A 16005-nucleotide genomic window follows, 5' to 3' on the forward strand; every position below is an offset into this window, starting at 1 on the left:
CCGAAGGCGTTCCGTCTTCGTTGACCGTCGCGGCTGCGGAGAAGCATGGAACAAGCGTTTGCTTTTCATCGGTCGGCATCTGGCCATCCTCACGTCCGTTTGGGGGCAGCCAAGCCGTCTTTTTGCACACGCAACAGTGCCATTGTCGCCTCAAAGGCTGCTATCACGACAATCAATCCCAGAAGCGGCGTAACGCCGACGTCGACAATCATCCATCCTGCGACCAACGGAAATCCGAAGATACCGATGAAATATGTCAATGCAAAAAGCTGGAGCGTTTGCGGCACCAGATCGTGGTTCGCATCATTTGCAGCCATGGCGACGAGGATGGGATAGGAAGCTCCGTAGCCGATCCCGAACAGGATTGCGACAACAACATACGCCGATTGGCTGGTTCCCGAGAAGATGAACAATAGAACGCTGCCTGCCATTACATATTGCAGCAGGGCGATCGTCAGATAGGGATGCCTGCCACCCTTGAATTGCGCCAGCGCAATCCGGCAGATCACCACGGTGATCGTGTAGACCAGAAAGAAATCCGCGTAGTCCAACCCGCGCTCATCGGCAAAGACGGTCTGGAAATTGTTCAACCCTGCGAACACGCTGGCGCCAAGAAAAACCATGACGACCGGAACAAGCGCGCGGGAACGCAATATTGTTCCGACACCGTTCAAGCTCAGCCTTGAACTGGCTTCCGGGCCGGCGTTGATGGCATGAGATCGGACCGGCCGGATCAGCACGAAGAACAGCAGAGCACTCACCAGGCAACCGATAGCCGTGATGAAAAACGCATCCGACACGCTCCCACCTGCCTTCTCGATTTTAGCCGCCATGACCGGCGACAGGCCAAATCCGGCCATCAACACGACTGAGTGTAACGCAAAATAGCGTACTCTTTCCTGCGCCGAGACAAGTCGTGTCAGGACAACGGGAGCAAGGGCATAAGTCAAACCCCAGCCTGCTCCCAGAAGAATGCTTGCGATCACCGTGAGCGACCCAACGGTGACCGCAAGTCCGAACAATCCGAGTGCTGCTCCGATAGACAGACAGGCCATGCCAAGCGTGGCAACACGGCCGAACCAGTCCGACAAATGTCCCGCATAATAGACGGCAAGCAATGTTGAGACCGTCGCTATGAACAACGATACCCCGACCGCTTTCTCATTCGCACCGAAGCCAGAATAAAGACGCGGCAACATGAAAGTCAGACCGTAAGCACCTGCCTGCAGAAAGACTGCAAGCAGATAGACACAGAAAGTCGAGATACGGGACAAAGGCCTATGCTCCAGGGAAAGGACAAGTGAATACGGACAAGGAACCGACGGCACGATGTAACGCGAGGCCTCTCCGCTCCATTGCACACAACCTACAAACTTGAGTGGTCTTTCAAAATGTCCAATAATTGGAATATGAATAAGGCCACTTCAGAAGCTGCGATCTTGTCTATCTCTTTGGATCGCTCGTCGAAAATTCCATTGCAGACACAACTTTCGCACGCTCTTCGGGAGCTGGTTCATGCCAGCCGCCTTCGCTCTGGAGCCAGGCTTCCCTCAAGCAGGAACCTTGCACTGGAACTTGGGGTATCGCGGGTGACGACGACTGCCGTCTACGAGCAACTTGTTGCAGAAGGATATCTCGAGGGACGCCGGGGGTCCGGTGTCTTCATTGCTGCCGACCTGCCTAGTTTGCCGGTCCGGACAGCGAGGGATGGGTCCCCGGATTCACGACAAACGCTGCCACTGAATGACCCCCTGGTGCCATTTGATGTCGGTTTTCCTGATCTTGAAACGTTCCCTTACCGTGAGTGGACCCGCATCCATGACCGCATTTGGCGTGCCCCGAACGCCGGTATCCTTGGTCGACCGCCCGCGATGGGATTTGGGCCGCTGCGGACCGCCATTGCCCAACATCTGAATGAGTGGCGCGGCATTCTGTGCTCACCTGGGCAAATTGTCGTGACTTCGGGCCTGGTGGAGGCAGTCGAGTTGATTTCAAAGGCTGCCTTTGCGGCTGGTGACACAGTCCTGGTGGAGGATCCCGGTCACAAGGTGATGGCCAATGCACTGGCTGGAAGCGGCGTGACGTGCAATCCGGTCTGCGTCGATGCCCAGGGCTTCAACCTGTCCAGCGGTGATCAGGCACACCTCTGCGCAAGCGCCGTCGCGGTCACTCCTTCCCGGCAATATCCGCTTGGCATGACCCTTTCCCTGACACGTCGGCTGGAATTGCTGGACTGGGCAAAGAATTGCGACGGTTTCATTCTGGAGGATGATTACGATGGGGAGTTTCGCTACCAGGGGCAACCGCTTCCGGCGATGATGAGCCTGGATGACTCTGAGCGGGTCATTTATATCGGCAGCTTCTCAAAGGTCATGTTCCCGGCACTAAGACTTGGCTACATGATTGTCCCGTATCGTCTCCAGAAAAATGTCGCAGCAATTCTTGGCCGGATCGGCTCGAAGGCCGCTCTCCACGCGCAGCCGGTCCTGGCAGAATTTATCGCAAGCGGTTCGTTCGCAACGCATATTCGACGAATGCGCAGATTGTATGCAGAACGCCAGAAGGCTCTCTTGAACGCATTGCACACACATGCTTCGGGTCTTCTTTCTGCCGATCCAGAAACCAGCGGCATGCATCTTGTCGCTGAACTCGGTCCCGGGCTTGCCGGCAGAATGCGCGACATCGAAGTCTCTGCACGCGCTCATGAGGCTGGCCTGCGTCTCGCTCCCCTGTCGAATTTCTACTTTGGTCCGGCAGCGCGGCAAGGCCTGGTGATGGGGTATGCGGCGTTTCCACCGCAGGCACTTTCCGATGGTGTGATCCGGCTTGTAGCAGCCCTTTGTGACTGATGAACAGAGAATGGGACCGATCACGACATCCCGATTAAAGACAGCCAGAAAGATTGGCAGGAAGGACAAACCAGGCTCCTGCAACATAGAGCGTCTGGGCGAAGTCCGGATAGTCACCGGCAAGCGTAACTGAAAATGACGAAATCGATATGATGGCCGCTCCCTCAGGTATGTCCATTACGAATGAATCTGATGGAAACAGGACTGTGACGGTTGGTGGTGTAACCCATCCCGCTGCCACAATTGCCGCCCAAAAACCATACCAAACAGTTAGTGCCGCACCGATCGGCGGCAGTAACCATTTGACTTGCGAAATGGGAGCAATCCAGGTGTGGAAGAGAGCTGAATTCAATGAGCGGCCAATCATGCGGTTGCACTGTGTTTGGTTGGCAGCAAGTACCAGATCACGACACTCGAGATGAACAGGATGGGTACATCACCGACAAGGTGACCATATTCGCTCGGATCACCGGTGGCTTGTATTCCCATGATGACCGAGTGCACGATATTCACAAGGATTGCGAACCAGATAAATGTCTGATGTTGTGGAGCCGACGGGTTTCTTGCTGCATAGATCAGGAAAGCACCAAGCGTGGCGTAGATCCCGCCAATCATCTGGAAATAATATTCCCCTTCACCTCCATGCCAGACAAAACCTGATGGCCAAACTTCGCCGATGGGAATCATCAAGATCGATGTTATCCCCGTCAATATCATCATCAATTTCAACAGCTTCTCTCGTGTCGTTTCGCTCATGCTGTTCTCCGTGTTTTGCAATGGTGCTGACAGGTTCTTTTCGTCGACTTTCGCAAACGCATTGTGCGCAATGCAAAAAATGTTTACAGTGACAACATGAATGAAAATAGTAACAGCGTCAACATTGATCGGAGTCATCGCAGCTACCATCATGGAAACTTGCGCGCTGCGCTTGTTTCCGAAGGCCTCAATGCCTTGCGAGAAGAGGATGCGGATGACATTTCGCTTCGCGCGGTCGCACGCCGGATCGGTGTGAGTGCTACCTCTGTTTACAGGCATTTTCCTGACAAACAGGCCTTTATTGAAGCCTTGTGTGCCGAAGGAAGCCGGATGCTTGCGGCAGCACAACGCGAAGCGATGCTGTCTTCAGGTGGTGGTCAGACTGGGCTGGATGCGACGGGCCTCGCTTATGTGAATTTCGCACTCGCCAATCCCACGCTCTTTCGTCTTATGAGCAGGGCGGCACCATCCGAAACGGGTCTTGGCGGCGCCAAGGATCCGGCCATGCAGGAACTGATGTCGAATGTGGCCACCCTGCTTCCGAAAAATGTATCGGAAGAGCGACGGCGTATTCGCGCGCTGCACGCGTGGTCTGTCGTTCATGGTATTACGATGCTGGTTCTGGAAGGACGCCTGCCTCGCGACAATGAGATGATCAAAGGAGTTATTCAAACTCCCGTTGACTAGAGAGCCCAACTGGGGGTGCGTCCACCTCACAACACAAAAGTATCACATGACCTTCGACCGCTTTCTACTGGCCTTTTCCGCCACCGGACTCATTCCGATTGCACTCGGATACGGTGCCGATCCGCACGCATTGCTGCCTTTTCTATATGGTTTTGATGTCTCAGGAACAAATGAACCGCATATCTTTCGAGCCGTAATGGGCCTCTATTTTGCGCAAATCATATTCTGGTATCTTGGCGTCGCCTTTCAGGTTTTCCGGCAGCCGGCACTCTATACCCTGATGGTGTTCATGTTCGGCCTGGCATTCGGCCGGGTCCTAAGCCTGATCGTCGACGGAACACCCAACAACTTGCTGCTATTGTATCTGTTCCTTGAGTTTCTGCTGGGAAATTTAGCCGTTTACGCGCTTCTCAGAACTCTCAAGGCAGACAAAATCGTGTCTTCCGTTTAGATCCGGCAAACTTCACCGTGTATATCCAATCCCTTAACTTGGGCCTGCGTTCCATCTCAACCCGCGATGCAACACAGGTATTTTTTGCCAAAGCGAAAAAGCATCCTAGTATTGCGATACACGACAAGGTGTTGATCGAATTTTCAAGAAGGAGAAGTTCTGATCCTTCAATGTCACGCCTCCTTTGATCGTAGAGGTATCAACAAGGTAACTGTCAGCAGAATAAATTGCCAACATGCCGAGAACTCATGGCTGGTTCGTAAACGACGCGCTCTTTTTCGCCGGGATTGTCACAAACATATATTCGCTTGATCATAGTGAGGTTCAGGTGAGCTCCCTGCGTCCGGACGGCGTCATGATACTTGCCCGATAGCGGATTTGGGTACCCGGGGTGACATCAGGAGGGCGATCCGGTGACAGCTCGCGATAAAGCTTTGCCACGGTATCGGGGTGCGGATGCTCAAGCGTCAGCGACAGAAGGCGTGCACCCATATCGGGGATGTCCGACATCGACGTCGGATCGCCTTGGTGATCGATGAGCGAAGGCGCGCCACCGTCAAGGGGAAGCGACCCGTCATCGGGGATCGAAAACGCAAATTCCGGTCGATTGAACGGAAGCGCGACGACCTCTCCGAAGATCTTGTCATGCTTTGACACAATGACCTGAATGTCGTGGGTACTGGCGACCCAGCCGCGCAGGCGCCGACCGTCGTCCCAATCCGTTCTGACCTGTTCCTGATCATCGAGCCCGAACCATCTTGCACGGCCAGGTGCTTGGCCGTCCGGATCAAGCGCAACGATCTCCAGATAGATCCTGTCGCCGAGTTGAAGCCTGTGGTTATGGGTGCCCATGTAGTCATGGCGTGTCCCGAAGGGCACGTCGAGATCAAGGCACTCACGGACATGCGACACCCCTTCGGTCAGCGTTGGGGCAATCACGGTCAGGTGGTCGAGCTTGAGCACTTGCGGAAAGCTCCAATACTGTCTGAGAAGCGCGGTGAAAAAGCGACAACGACTATCGATCAGGAGAGCCGCTGCGGCAACCCCCGGCCGTTGTTCCACCAGCGATTTGGATTGTCGCTTTCGGGATCATAGGCCGCCCTGCTGGCCCAGTCCTCACGCAGGAAGATCACAGGCTCTTCGTAATGGTGTGCATGGAGCACGGCATCCATCACTTTTTCCAGTATGCCGAGATCCCTTTCGATGGATATTTTGAGCTCAACCATCGGATAGGTTTCGGTTTCTCCGGCTTCGAAACCATCGACATGCGTCGTCGTTGTCGACCCCGGTTCGGGTTGCGATGTTTCCATGCCGACAGCGGAGATGCTCGCATTACGCTGATAACGGCCGAAACTCATTGGATGAACCTTTTGAACTTCATCAAGGATACGGTCGGCATCCTCCGGCAACGTCTGAATCTCCAGTGTCCAGACAGGCAAAAAGGTGCCTGATTTTGCTTTGTACCGACGAAGGTCTGTCACGATGGCTGCTCCCTCACGACGCCAAGTTTGTTCCTATTTTGTTCCTTCGCGGGTCCTAGGTCAAGCCGTCAATTGCGCATCTTTTCATCTTGCCCGGCGCACCGATATTGACCGGAAACAAAACCCCGCGATCCGGGAAATCGCGGCGGTCGGGCAAGTAAAGGTGCCCGGACCGACCCGATATCAAGATCACACAGCCGAATTCACCCTGGCCAAAGCTCTGTCTGAGGATGAAACTGCGACCAGGCAAACCAGAACGCCTGATGGCTGCCGAGGTCCGAACCTTGTGCGTCAACCGCCCTGACCCCACCGGCGTCCAGCTTGAGGCGCACGTTCTCGTATGCGATATCGTCGCCTTTTTTCAACGCAGCAACAGCCTTGCTCCGTTGAAACGCTACCGGTTTTCCCGATGCGGTGACGACGCCGATGATATCTTCGTGTACCGGCAGCCGGGGGTCGACATCACCCACCGGGAAAATCGGTCCGTTGGCATCCCGGCCATTGCGGAAATCAAAATCCCGACCGAGCGCCAGCGGCTCGATCAACACCGTTGTCTCAGGATGGGCTTCCTTCCAGGTTCCCCAGTCCGTTGTCACGACACTGGCCTGCTCCAGCTGCAGGTTCTTCTCCGCAAGAGGACCGGTCACCGCCTTGCCCAGGAATGTATCGAACACCGAATAGGAATTGACGTCATACATGACCTTGTTTGAACGGATGAGCAATCCGGACGTGCGCAGAACAGGGCGCTCGATACCCTCCGGCAACTGATCGGTGAAATAGGCCTGTGCCGCGCCGCACAAGGTGCAATACGGAATTCCGAGATTGCGTCCACCCAATGTGTCGTTGACCATCTCGCGCACCTCCATGATACGCCTCGGGTAGGCCCGGTACTCGCCGTTCACTTCAACGCCGAAAACAATATCATCATCCTTCAGCCATTTGGCCTCTTCGACGGTGCTTACAGCCGGATTGTCTGCCGCCGGTATGCAGTTGCACACTTCATTGGTCTTGTCGTAGGGACGGTCATCGATGAGAACGCCCCCCCACGAAACGTGCCTCCAGTCGATTTTCCCTTCGACGAAGATCTTGTCCCAGCCTGGAACGATGGTTGTGAAAATGGCGCGTTTGACAGGGAGATAGTCAGGAGGTGCCGGTATGTCCCACGCGATCAGGTGATCCGTGACAACACCCCAGTTGTTGCTGGTCGGAATGTCTTTTTCCAGCAAGCTCCCGGCAGCATCGGTGAGTGAAGCACTCAGTTGAGATCCGGACGTGAAGCGCATCAAGTCGGCGATGATCCAGACAAGGCGCGGATCTTTCGATGCGGCGACTTCCCCGAGTGCGATTGTCTGGTCCCGGCCCCATGTCGATTGTGTCAGGCTGTCGACAAAAGCTGTCTTCACGGCCGCTTGCAACGCTTCGGGCAGATCGCCCTTCGGTATGGCCGGTGGCTCGCCGTATTGCTTGATCACATAGTCCGGCAAGGCCTCCCGATCCTGGCTATATGAAACGGACGTCCACATCAGGGCAAAGGCTGCAAGCAACGCAACAAGAGCGTTGCGGGATTGGGAACACGTCGCATTTGCCATGGAAACACCTTTCGACTGCTGTTTTCATCCGATGAAGCACGCGCGCGGCTTGAAGCCTCGCGTGTACAACCACAAGCACATGGAGCATGCGAACCCGGCCGGGAACCAGTTCCGTGTAAGCGTGCTGGCCCTATAAAAGAGGCCTCGAGGCCCTTCGCTTCCAATCACGATGCATCAGCATTTGGTGAGGAACTGAATTGGAAATGCGGCAGGCAAGCAATCACGTGATCGGCTGCACCTTCCCACCTGAAAGGAAGAAACGCCGCACCGGCATGCGGGCCAGACAATTTCACCTCTTCTCGCGCTCTTGACTCTTCTCCAGTTATATCAGATATTTCTGTCATGACAGAAATTACCGACAAAAACGACAATTCCTCAAGAGCTCAGTTCATTCTGTACTGGGGCGACATGGGCACTCAGTGGGGCGTCAACCGCTCGGTGGCCCAGATACACGCGCTGCTCTACCTCAGCACAGACCCGCTGAACGCCGAACAGATTTCCGAGGAGCTCGGAATTGCGCGGTCCAATGTCTCCAACTCCCTGAAGGAACTTGTGGGTTGGAGGTTGATCCAGCGGGTTCCCGTCGCCGGTGACCGGCGGGAGCATTTTGTCGCGGAAACCGACGTATGGGAAATGGCGCTGCTGATTGCCAGGGGCCGCAAGGAACGTGAGATCGATCCCGCCATCCGTGCGATCGACATGTGCGTCACCCAGGCGGAAACCGAAACCAAGCTCGATCCCGCGGTGCTATCCCGGATGCACGCGATGCAGGACTTTCTGGCCACGGCCGACAAGTGGTCGAACCAGATGCTGAGCGTACCGAAATCAAACCTTTCCGCTTTGATGAAGATGGGCACCAAGGTTTTGACTCTTTTGAGGGTCGGCGGCGGAAAAACGGACTAGGCAAATTTTTTAAATCTAAATTTCTCTTTATACAGAAATAACGGATATGACAGGAAGAACGGTATGAAACAGGCTTGTCGTCAAATCCATCCTCAGGATGTTGTTCCAGATTATCGTTTCCACGATCTTGTCGGTGAAAAAGCGTGGAACACGCTCCCGGTATCCGTCCGCCGTCGCTTCGGCAAGCGCCTGAAGGGCGGCGCAAGTGTCGTCTATCAGGGTGTCGTTGTTTCAATGCGCAGGAACCTTGCCGGATTCTTCTTGTCACAGCTCGCCAGGCTCATTGGCGGGCCCCTTCCCCATGACCTGTCATCCGTTCGGCAACCGGCAGTGGTGTCGGTGACAGAGGATTGCGCTGGCGATGGCCAGTTCTGGATACGTCAATATGGCCGGGCGTCCGGTTTCCCGCAGGTCATACATAGTTCCAAGAGATTCTCCGGCCCGACCGGCATTGAAGAATACATCGGCGCGGGATTGGGAATAGCGCTGCGCGTCGGCATCAACCAGAACGGTCTGAGTTTCAAGAGCGATCACTATTTCCTGCAGATCCGAAACAGGAAACTGCGGCTTCCCGCCTGGCTCAGCCCAGGCGCGCTCACCATCAGCCACCGGGACCTCGGCGAAACGCGGTTCCTGTTTTCACTCACATTGAAAAGCCGGCTTTTCGGCGAACTCGTCCATCAGGACGCCCTCTTTCACGACATGGAGCAATAACAATGGAAAATCCCGTTCTGTGGACACTGATCTCCATTCAGATCTTCATGGGTCTCTACGATACGCTGGTTCATCATGAAGGTACCGAACGGCTTGCCTGGCGTGCCTCCCAAAAGCTTGAATTGCGCCTGCATGGGGTGCGCAATTTCTTTTACGCTCTGATCTTTCTCTGCTTTGCCTGGATGGAGCCTCACGGCGCTTTCGCGATCTCACTCGGCTTTGTTCTGCTGGCCGAAGTCATCATCACGTTGTGGGACTTCGTCGAAGAGGACATGACACGCAAACTCCCCTGGACGGAACGCATCAACCACACTTTGCTGACCCTGAACTATGGCGCGATCCTTGCGTTTCTCGCGCCTGTGCTTTGGCACTGGTCGCTTCTGCCGAGTGCAATCATCCCCGTCAGCTATGGCTGGTGGAGCGCAATGGCAACAGTGGCTGCCCTCGGCGTCGCCATTTTTTCGGCACGCGACCTGCTGGCCGCTGCCCGCAGCGAACGTATTGGGCTCGCAGACCCCGCATATCTTGCGGAAGGTCTGCCGCCGCGGCGACATGTTCTGGTTACCGGTGGAACCGGCTTTATCGGACGTCGGCTGGTGGAAGCTCTGGTCTCGAGCGGGCATCACGTCACCGTTCTCACCCGTGACCTGCGAAATGCGGACAAGCTGGCCCATCCTGTGCGGGTGATTACCAACCTGGACCGGATCCATGCCAGCGACCGCGTGGACGCGATCGTCAATCTCGCAGGAGACCCGATCGCAAATGGCCTCTGGACCAAAAAGAAGCGTGATCGGATCATAAAGTCCCGGGTGGAGATGACCGAAGCGCTCCACAAGGTTGTCAAACGGCTGGAACACAAGCCGGAATGCCTGATCAGCGGGTCGGCTATCGGGTGGTACGGTTTGCGCGGCGAGGAAGTTCTCACCGAAGAATCCGCGCCGGCGCCCGCTTTCACGCACGAGGTGTGCGACAGATGGGAAGCTGCGGCCAATCAGATCTCTGCGGAAAACATCCGTGTTGTCGTTCTGCGCATCGGTCTTGTGCTTGGCGTTGATGACGGCATGCTCGCAAGGTTGCTCACGCCGTTCGAATTCGGCGGCGGCGGCACGATGGGTACAGGACGCCAGTGGATGTCCTGGATAGAACGGGACGACCTCATTCGCGTGATTGTTCACGCGATGGCAGACGAGAGCCTGAAAGGCAGCCTGAACGCGACGGCACCGGAACCGGTCCGCAACAGCGAGTTCACTCGTGATCTTGCAAGCGCCCTGCACCGGCCCGCGTTCTTGCATTTTCCTGCCTGGCTGTTGTCGGCCCTGCTTGGTGACATGGCCCGTGAAACCATGCTCGGGAGCGTGCGTGTCGCACCGAGGCGGCTCCTGGATCGTGGTTTTGAGTTTCACCATCCCGAGTTGGGACCGATGCTCGAAAAAATCACCGGCTCTACCCATGCGAAAACGCCCCGACTGGATCGACAGGAGCACGCCGTGGTCTGACATGATTGCACCTGGGACGCGGCACCGCGTCGACTGGTCAGGCAGCGTATTCCAAAGTCGCTTTGCGGGATCGGAAACCGGCGGAACGGGACGGCCAAAGGGTTGGCCCGTTCTGCTTATTCGATGACGAGCCTCGGAAGCCAATGGCTGTCCGGATCGCCCGCCTCAAGATCCGTTTCGCCAACAGGTCTCAGATCTCCTGCCTCGGGAGGAACACCCAACTTGTCCATGTCCATCTCGTGAAGCGTTCCCACCAGCTGATTGTCTTGTTCCGCGAGCTTGTAGTAGATCCCGTTCCAAAGGTTGACGCCGTATTCGTTTGACCCCTTCCACACAAACAGAAGATCGTATTCCAGATCCGTGAAATCCTGCTTGGAAACGGAGCGCCTGATTTCATACGGGTAAGGTACGCGGCACCAGTATTTTTCCGGCCCCTCGAAACATTTGAAGGGTCTCATGGAAAGGAAATGGTCTGCGAAGGCCTCTTCGTGCCAGTCGATGCTGTAGGTTATGTCCTTGCCGGCGCTGTCAAAGACGATAGTCGCCACCTGATGCCTTTCACCATTCTGGTCAACCAGATTGACGGTCTTTTCGCCCCCCAGTGAAAATGCAAAAGCCGAACCGGTGTAAACACCTGAAAGAAAGAACAGAGACCAAAATACCGCGGTTTTCATCGTGCCCCCCAGGAAACAGTACCGGATTGCCACCACCCCCAATCACCAGCCTTCCCTCAGCGTGTTGGCCTCAGATGGACAATCGAGGATCCGGCGAGGACATCGCCGAGAGACAGACCAGGCAAAATTCGCATGTCTCGATATCGCGCCAATGGCGGTTTTCGCCGGTTTTTGCCATTTCTCGATCAGCCTAGCACGAGGATTGTGGCCGCCTAGTGCACTTTAGGACAAGCGTTCGAAGGGCAATGTGTTCCGGTTGACAAGGTCAAACAAATTGTCGGCAAATCTGGTTTTGCAGAAAGCTTCGGCAAACCGATCAGATCAAACTGGACCGAAGCTAACCACAGGGTAAGTTTTCCGGGCGTAGGGTGTCGGCATGGCGCGCATTTTGGAAACCGAACTCTACCTTCCGGTAAAGACTTTTCTTGTCGGACAGGGCTACGACGTGAAAGCCGAAGTCGGGGCTGCGGACGTTGTCGCCTGCCGGGGTGATGCGGATCCCGTGATCGTCGAATTGAAGACCGGATTCACCTTGAGCCTTTTTCATCAGGCCATTGCGCGCCTGTCCATGACCGATGCGGTCTATGTCGCGGTTGCCAGGGGAACCGGGCGGCGATTTCAGCAATCGCTCAAGAGCAACACCAAACTGGCCCGGCGTCTCGGTCTCGGTTTGATGACAGTCCGGCTTTCAGACAGTTTTGTCGAGGTTCATCTCGACCCCGCGCCATATGCACCGCGCAAGTCCAAGCCGCGCAAGGACAGGCTGCTCAGGGAGTTTTCCCGCCGCGTGGGTGATCCCAACACCGGCGGGTCGACGCGTGTGACCCTGGTTACCGCCTATCGACAGGATGCGCTTCGGTGCGCCTCACATCTGGAAGCCAACGGACCGAGTCGCGGCACGGATGTGGCAAAATCAACAGGCGTTGATCGGGCGACCAGGATGATGGCCGACGACCATTACGGCTGGTTTGAACGTGTTGAGCGTGGTGTTTATGCACTGACACCCAAGGGTCGGGCAGAAACAAGGAACTTCAAGGAAGATCCTCAATAAATCTCCTTCGGACAGACAGGCAGACGGGTTGCTGAACATCCCGGTTTGCGAACCGGTTGACCGCAACAATGTCCATCAACGGGGTTCGGCAGAGGCGTTTTCCTCACGTGAAATCGACAGGCTTGCTGTTCAGGCGCTGGACAGTTTCCGGTTCCGCGCGCCGGCATGCGACAGGTGGCAGCCCCTTGGCAATCTGGTCGAGATCCTCCAGCGTCAGCGCGCCGATCTGTTGCAACGCTGATGCCAGTGCACCTGCACGATGCGCGGAAAAGAGAATGCCGGGAATGCTGCGAATTGGATCGCCTTCGGGAACCGGTTCCTCGGGAAAAACATCGGTCGCGATCCGCAACCGACCGTCGCTGGCCTCCCTCGCAAGAGCGTCGAAATCGACAATTGCAGCACGGCTCAGCAGTATGAGCATTGCGTGATCCTGCATCTGCGCGAGTTTTTCACTGTCCAGAAGATACGCGTTCTCGGTCGTGATGGACGCCACGACAAAGATCACGCGACAGGTTTGCAGCACCTTGTCCAGTGGCGCGGGGTGAACACCAAGCCGACGCAGGTGATTGTCGGGCAACCAGGGATCATAAGCCAGTATGTCGGCCTGGAAGGGAGCAAGCAGCTTGTGCAGCGCCTTTCCCAGATCTCCAAAACCGATGAATCCGATCCGGCTTCCGGTAAGCAACTCGGCATTGGCGTTGCCTTCAAGACCGTATTTCTCCTGCCCGGTCAGAAAGTCACCATGGCTGGTGTGAACACCGCGTGCCAGGGATAGCGCCATGCACAAACCGATTTCGGCAACAGGCAACGCGAAAACCGAGGCGGGTGTCAGAACGTGGATTCCGCGTTGAAAACAGGTGCCATAGTCAATATTCGGGAGAAAATTGGTTTCCACGTTGACGATTGCCTTGAGACCGGGTGCCTGCGCTAGGCGATCCGCTCCCATGGGTTGCTGGCTGATCAGGACATCGGTCGTCGGCAGATGGCGCAGGTAGGCTTGTTCCCTGTCGGCTGGATCAATCTCAACCACCTGAAATTTCGAAAAAAACCTGTCCCTGTCCGCATCGCTGAAGATCTCCTCGGTTCTGCGTGGGGCCGGATCGTATAGAATGCGCATCACCGCTCCTCTCGAAAAACGATTTACAACATAAAACGTTTTTTCTAACATAAGTGCAAGGAGGAGGACGCTGATGTCCGGCAAGACTGAAAAAAGGCAGTCGGGAGCGAGACCGTCCATTCGCGATGTCGCGCGACAAGCGGGTGTTTCACCCGGATGCGTTTCCAATGTGATCAATGGCAGGCGACGCAATGACGACCCGATCGGACGTGCCGTCTTGCAGGCCGTGCGTGAACTCGGCTATCGCCGCAACACGATGGCGTCCAACCTGAGGCGCAGCCAGAGCCGGATCATCGGCCTTGTCATTCCCAATTTCGAAAACCCGTTTTTTGCAGAGCTTGTGGCAAAACTCGAGCATTGCGCGGAAGCCACCAACTACCGCATCGTCGCAACCTCCAGCCGCGAAGATCCGGAGATTGAAGCCCGTGAAATAGACGAGCTGATTGGTTGGCGGGTTGCCGGAGTTCTTCTCATTCCATCGCTTCAATCGCGTTCAGCGGAGTTGATCGGTTCAAGCGAAACACCCTTTCTGGTTCTCGACCGTCTGCTGCAGGATTCAGGTGCGGACAGCGTTGGCGTGAACAACGCGGATGCCAGCGCGATGATGATGCAACAGCTCTTCGATGCCGGGCATAACCGTATTTTGGTCGCCTATCTTGGCGACGGACTTGACAACGTCGCCGAACGGCTTGCCGGTGTTCGAAAGGCCGTTGCCGACCATGGACAGCAGGTTGTTGTCGACTACCTGCCGACAGGCGACAGCGTCGGTGGAGCTCGGTCGGCCCTCGAAGAATATCTCGACAACAATCCGGCACCCGGCGCTGTTTTTTGCCTGTTCAACACCGCCACGCTGGCAAGTTACGGCCTTCTCCAGGAGCGAGGACATGTCCTGGGGAAGGATACCGCACTCGCAGGTTTCGACGACAGCGCCTGGATGGCGCATGTCCACCCGCCGGTTGCCGCAATTGTTCAGCCAGTGGAAGAGATTGCCAGGACCGCCTGGGAGCGGCTGCTGGCCCGAATAGAAGGTGACACGTCGCCCCCGGCGACCGTCCGTATCAATTGCCGGCTCGAAGCCAGGGGCACACTGATCCCGGCGCAGTTCGAAGCCGGTTGGAAGAATACTGTCGGCAGCTATGCGGCCGGCAGAAATAGAAGGTGACGCAGAAGCGCCAGTACGCAGAGACGAAAAGTGGAGGAAAGCAAATGTTCAAGAAACTGACCGTAACTGCCCTCGTGGCATTGCTCGCCGTTCCGGCTCAGGCTGAAACGTACGGTGTTCTGATGAAAACCCTGTCCAACCCGTTCTGGGGCGCGATGGAACTCGGTGTCAGGGATGGCGCGAACGAGGCTGGTGTGGAGTATTACCTCCAGGCAGTTGAAAGCGACCAGGCCGCCGAGCCGCAGTTGAATGTCTGCAACACGATGCTGGAGCGCCAGCCGGATGCGATGATCACCGCCGCGATCAATTCCACCATCCTGCTCCCCTGCCTGAAACGTGCGACCGAAATGGGCATCCCCGTTGTCGACCTCGATGGGAACCTTGACCACAAGATCGCAACAGATGCAGGTGTCGATATCGCCTTCTCCATCGGCTCGGACAATGTCGCGGCAGGTGCACAGGGAGCAGAATGGCTGGTCAGCCAGGTTGGTGCGGACGCAAAGGGACCGATCCTTGTGATAGAAGGTCTTTCAGGCAACGTCACCGGCCAGAAACGGGCTAACGGCTTTTCTGAAAAACTTGCCGAACTGGCACCCGGACTGGAAATCGTGGCGTCGCTGCCGGGCGACTGGGACCGCGGCAAGGCAGCCAACATCACCAACGATATTCTGACCGCCAATCCGGAGCTTGTGGCCATCTTTGCCGCCAATGACGGCATGGCCCTGGGAGCGGTTGAAACGGTCTATGCAGCCGGAAAAGGCGATCAGGTGACCGTGATTGGCGTCGATGGCAACTCGGATGCGGTGAAATCGATCAAGTCCGGACGTCTTAACGCGTCCGTCGCGCAGTTGCCCTACCTCGTCGGCAAGCAGGCAGTCGAAATGGTCAAGGCCGGCGGCGAACAACCTGACTGGATTTATGTGCCGACCATGGTTCTGACCAAAGAAGTCCTTGATGGCGGTTCCGACCCGATGCTCGAATACGTCAAGTAACAGCAACAATGCGGGCCCCGGGTCAACGGATGTTCAATCGAAATCGATTGAACATCCAAAAGTTGTTCGGTTCTCAAGTGATA

General features: G+C 56.1%; 17 protein-coding genes. 9 read left to right on the plus strand and 8 right to left on the minus strand.

Annotation, left to right across the window (positions count from 1 at the left end; translation table 11 throughout):
• Window positions 1–89: 89 nt before the first annotated feature.
• On the minus strand, window positions 90–1274 hold the full coding sequence (locus ACO6TI_RS30970; protein WP_422384033.1) for an MFS transporter: 1185 nt from the start codon (window positions 1272–1274) through the stop codon (window positions 90–92).
• 201 nt (window positions 1275–1475) lie between these two features.
• Here ACO6TI_RS30970 and ACO6TI_RS30975 point away from each other — a divergent pair, with 201 nt between their 5' ends.
• Entirely contained in the window at window positions 1476–2849 is a 1374-nt protein-coding gene (locus ACO6TI_RS30975) for a PLP-dependent aminotransferase family protein (protein ID WP_422384034.1), read from the plus strand.
• A 34-nt stretch (window positions 2850–2883) separates the two neighbouring features.
• On the opposite strand, the gene ACO6TI_RS30980 is transcribed toward ACO6TI_RS30975, so the two are convergent.
• On the minus strand, window positions 2884–3027 hold the full coding sequence (locus tag ACO6TI_RS30980; RefSeq protein ID WP_197000380.1) for a hypothetical protein: 144 nt from the start codon (window positions 3025–3027) through the stop codon (window positions 2884–2886).
• A 185-nt stretch (window positions 3028–3212) separates the two neighbouring features.
• The gene (locus ACO6TI_RS30985) at window positions 3213–3605 is read right to left on the minus strand and encodes a DUF6632 domain-containing protein (RefSeq protein WP_197000381.1); all 393 of its coding nucleotides are present in this window, start codon (window positions 3603–3605) and stop codon (window positions 3213–3215) included.
• A gap of 96 nt (window positions 3606–3701) precedes the next feature.
• Here ACO6TI_RS30985 and ACO6TI_RS30990 point away from each other — a divergent pair, with 96 nt between their 5' ends.
• Both ACO6TI_RS30990 and ACO6TI_RS30995 read left to right on the plus strand, forming a co-directional pair.
• Window positions 3702–4292 (plus strand): TetR/AcrR family transcriptional regulator, encoded by a 591-nt coding sequence (locus ACO6TI_RS30990; RefSeq protein ID WP_281929867.1) that lies wholly within the window; start codon window positions 3702–3704, stop codon window positions 4290–4292.
• Window positions 4293–4338: 46 nt separating this feature from the next.
• Window positions 4339–4743 (plus strand): DUF4345 domain-containing protein, encoded by a 405-nt coding sequence (locus ACO6TI_RS30995; protein ID WP_422384035.1) that lies wholly within the window; start codon window positions 4339–4341, stop codon window positions 4741–4743.
• 324 nt (window positions 4744–5067) lie between these two features.
• On the opposite strand, the gene ACO6TI_RS31000 is transcribed toward ACO6TI_RS30995, so the two are convergent.
• The 3 genes from ACO6TI_RS31000 to ACO6TI_RS31010 form a co-directional block, all read right to left on the minus strand.
• The gene (locus tag ACO6TI_RS31000) at window positions 5068–5706 is read right to left on the minus strand and encodes a VOC family protein (RefSeq protein WP_197000384.1); all 639 of its coding nucleotides are present in this window, start codon (window positions 5704–5706) and stop codon (window positions 5068–5070) included.
• Window positions 5707–5765: 59 nt separating this feature from the next.
• A complete protein-coding gene (locus tag ACO6TI_RS31005) occupies window positions 5766–6224 on the minus strand; it encodes a hypothetical protein (protein ID WP_209013715.1) in 459 nt (152 codons plus the stop codon).
• Between the two features lie 203 nt (window positions 6225–6427).
• Window positions 6428–7813 carry a DUF3179 domain-containing (seleno)protein gene (locus tag ACO6TI_RS31010; RefSeq protein ID WP_422384036.1) on the minus strand — a complete coding sequence of 462 codons (1386 nt, stop codon included), beginning with the start codon at window positions 7811–7813 and terminating at the stop codon, window positions 6428–6430.
• Window positions 7814–8155: 342 nt separating this feature from the next.
• On the opposite strand from ACO6TI_RS31010, the gene ACO6TI_RS31015 reads away from it, so the two are divergent.
• From ACO6TI_RS31015 to ACO6TI_RS31025, 3 genes are all read left to right on the plus strand, one after another.
• Window positions 8156–8716 (plus strand): GbsR/MarR family transcriptional regulator, encoded by a 561-nt coding sequence (locus ACO6TI_RS31015; RefSeq protein WP_055113195.1) that lies wholly within the window; start codon window positions 8156–8158, stop codon window positions 8714–8716.
• A 63-nt stretch (window positions 8717–8779) separates the two neighbouring features.
• Window positions 8780–9430, plus strand: a complete 651-nt coding sequence (locus ACO6TI_RS31020; protein WP_108874927.1) for a DUF4166 domain-containing protein — start codon at window positions 8780–8782, stop codon at window positions 9428–9430.
• Between the two features lie 2 nt (window positions 9431–9432).
• Complete coding sequence (locus tag ACO6TI_RS31025; protein ID WP_422384037.1) at window positions 9433–10926, plus strand: TIGR01777 family oxidoreductase; 1494 nt, start codon at window positions 9433–9435, stop codon at window positions 10924–10926.
• Between the two features lie 116 nt (window positions 10927–11042).
• On the opposite strand, the gene ACO6TI_RS31030 is transcribed toward ACO6TI_RS31025, so the two are convergent.
• Window positions 11043–11600 (minus strand): hypothetical protein, encoded by a 558-nt coding sequence (locus tag ACO6TI_RS31030; protein ID WP_422384038.1) that lies wholly within the window; start codon window positions 11598–11600, stop codon window positions 11043–11045.
• A 376-nt stretch (window positions 11601–11976) separates the two neighbouring features.
• On the opposite strand from ACO6TI_RS31030, the gene ACO6TI_RS31035 reads away from it, so the two are divergent.
• Entirely contained in the window at window positions 11977–12651 is a 675-nt protein-coding gene (locus tag ACO6TI_RS31035; RefSeq protein WP_108874930.1) for a DUF2161 domain-containing phosphodiesterase, read from the plus strand.
• Window positions 12652–12754: 103 nt separating this feature from the next.
• Here ACO6TI_RS31035 and ACO6TI_RS31040 read toward each other — a convergent pair whose 3' ends face one another.
• On the minus strand, window positions 12755–13768 hold the full coding sequence (locus tag ACO6TI_RS31040; RefSeq protein WP_108874931.1) for a hydroxyacid dehydrogenase: 1014 nt from the start codon (window positions 13766–13768) through the stop codon (window positions 12755–12757).
• Between the two features lie 73 nt (window positions 13769–13841).
• Here ACO6TI_RS31040 and ACO6TI_RS31045 point away from each other — a divergent pair, with 73 nt between their 5' ends.
• Both ACO6TI_RS31045 and ACO6TI_RS31050 read left to right on the plus strand, forming a co-directional pair.
• On the plus strand, window positions 13842–14930 hold the full coding sequence (locus ACO6TI_RS31045) for a LacI family DNA-binding transcriptional regulator (protein WP_108874932.1): 1089 nt from the start codon (window positions 13842–13844) through the stop codon (window positions 14928–14930).
• A gap of 44 nt (window positions 14931–14974) precedes the next feature.
• Window positions 14975–15922, plus strand: coding sequence for a substrate-binding domain-containing protein (locus tag ACO6TI_RS31050; protein ID WP_350183655.1), 948 nt, complete (start codon window positions 14975–14977; stop codon window positions 15920–15922).
• Window positions 15923–16005: the final 83 nt, after the last annotated feature.

Source organism: Roseibium album, from assembly GCF_965233825.1.
Classification (GTDB): Bacteria; Pseudomonadota; Alphaproteobacteria; order Rhizobiales; family Stappiaceae; genus Roseibium; species Roseibium album.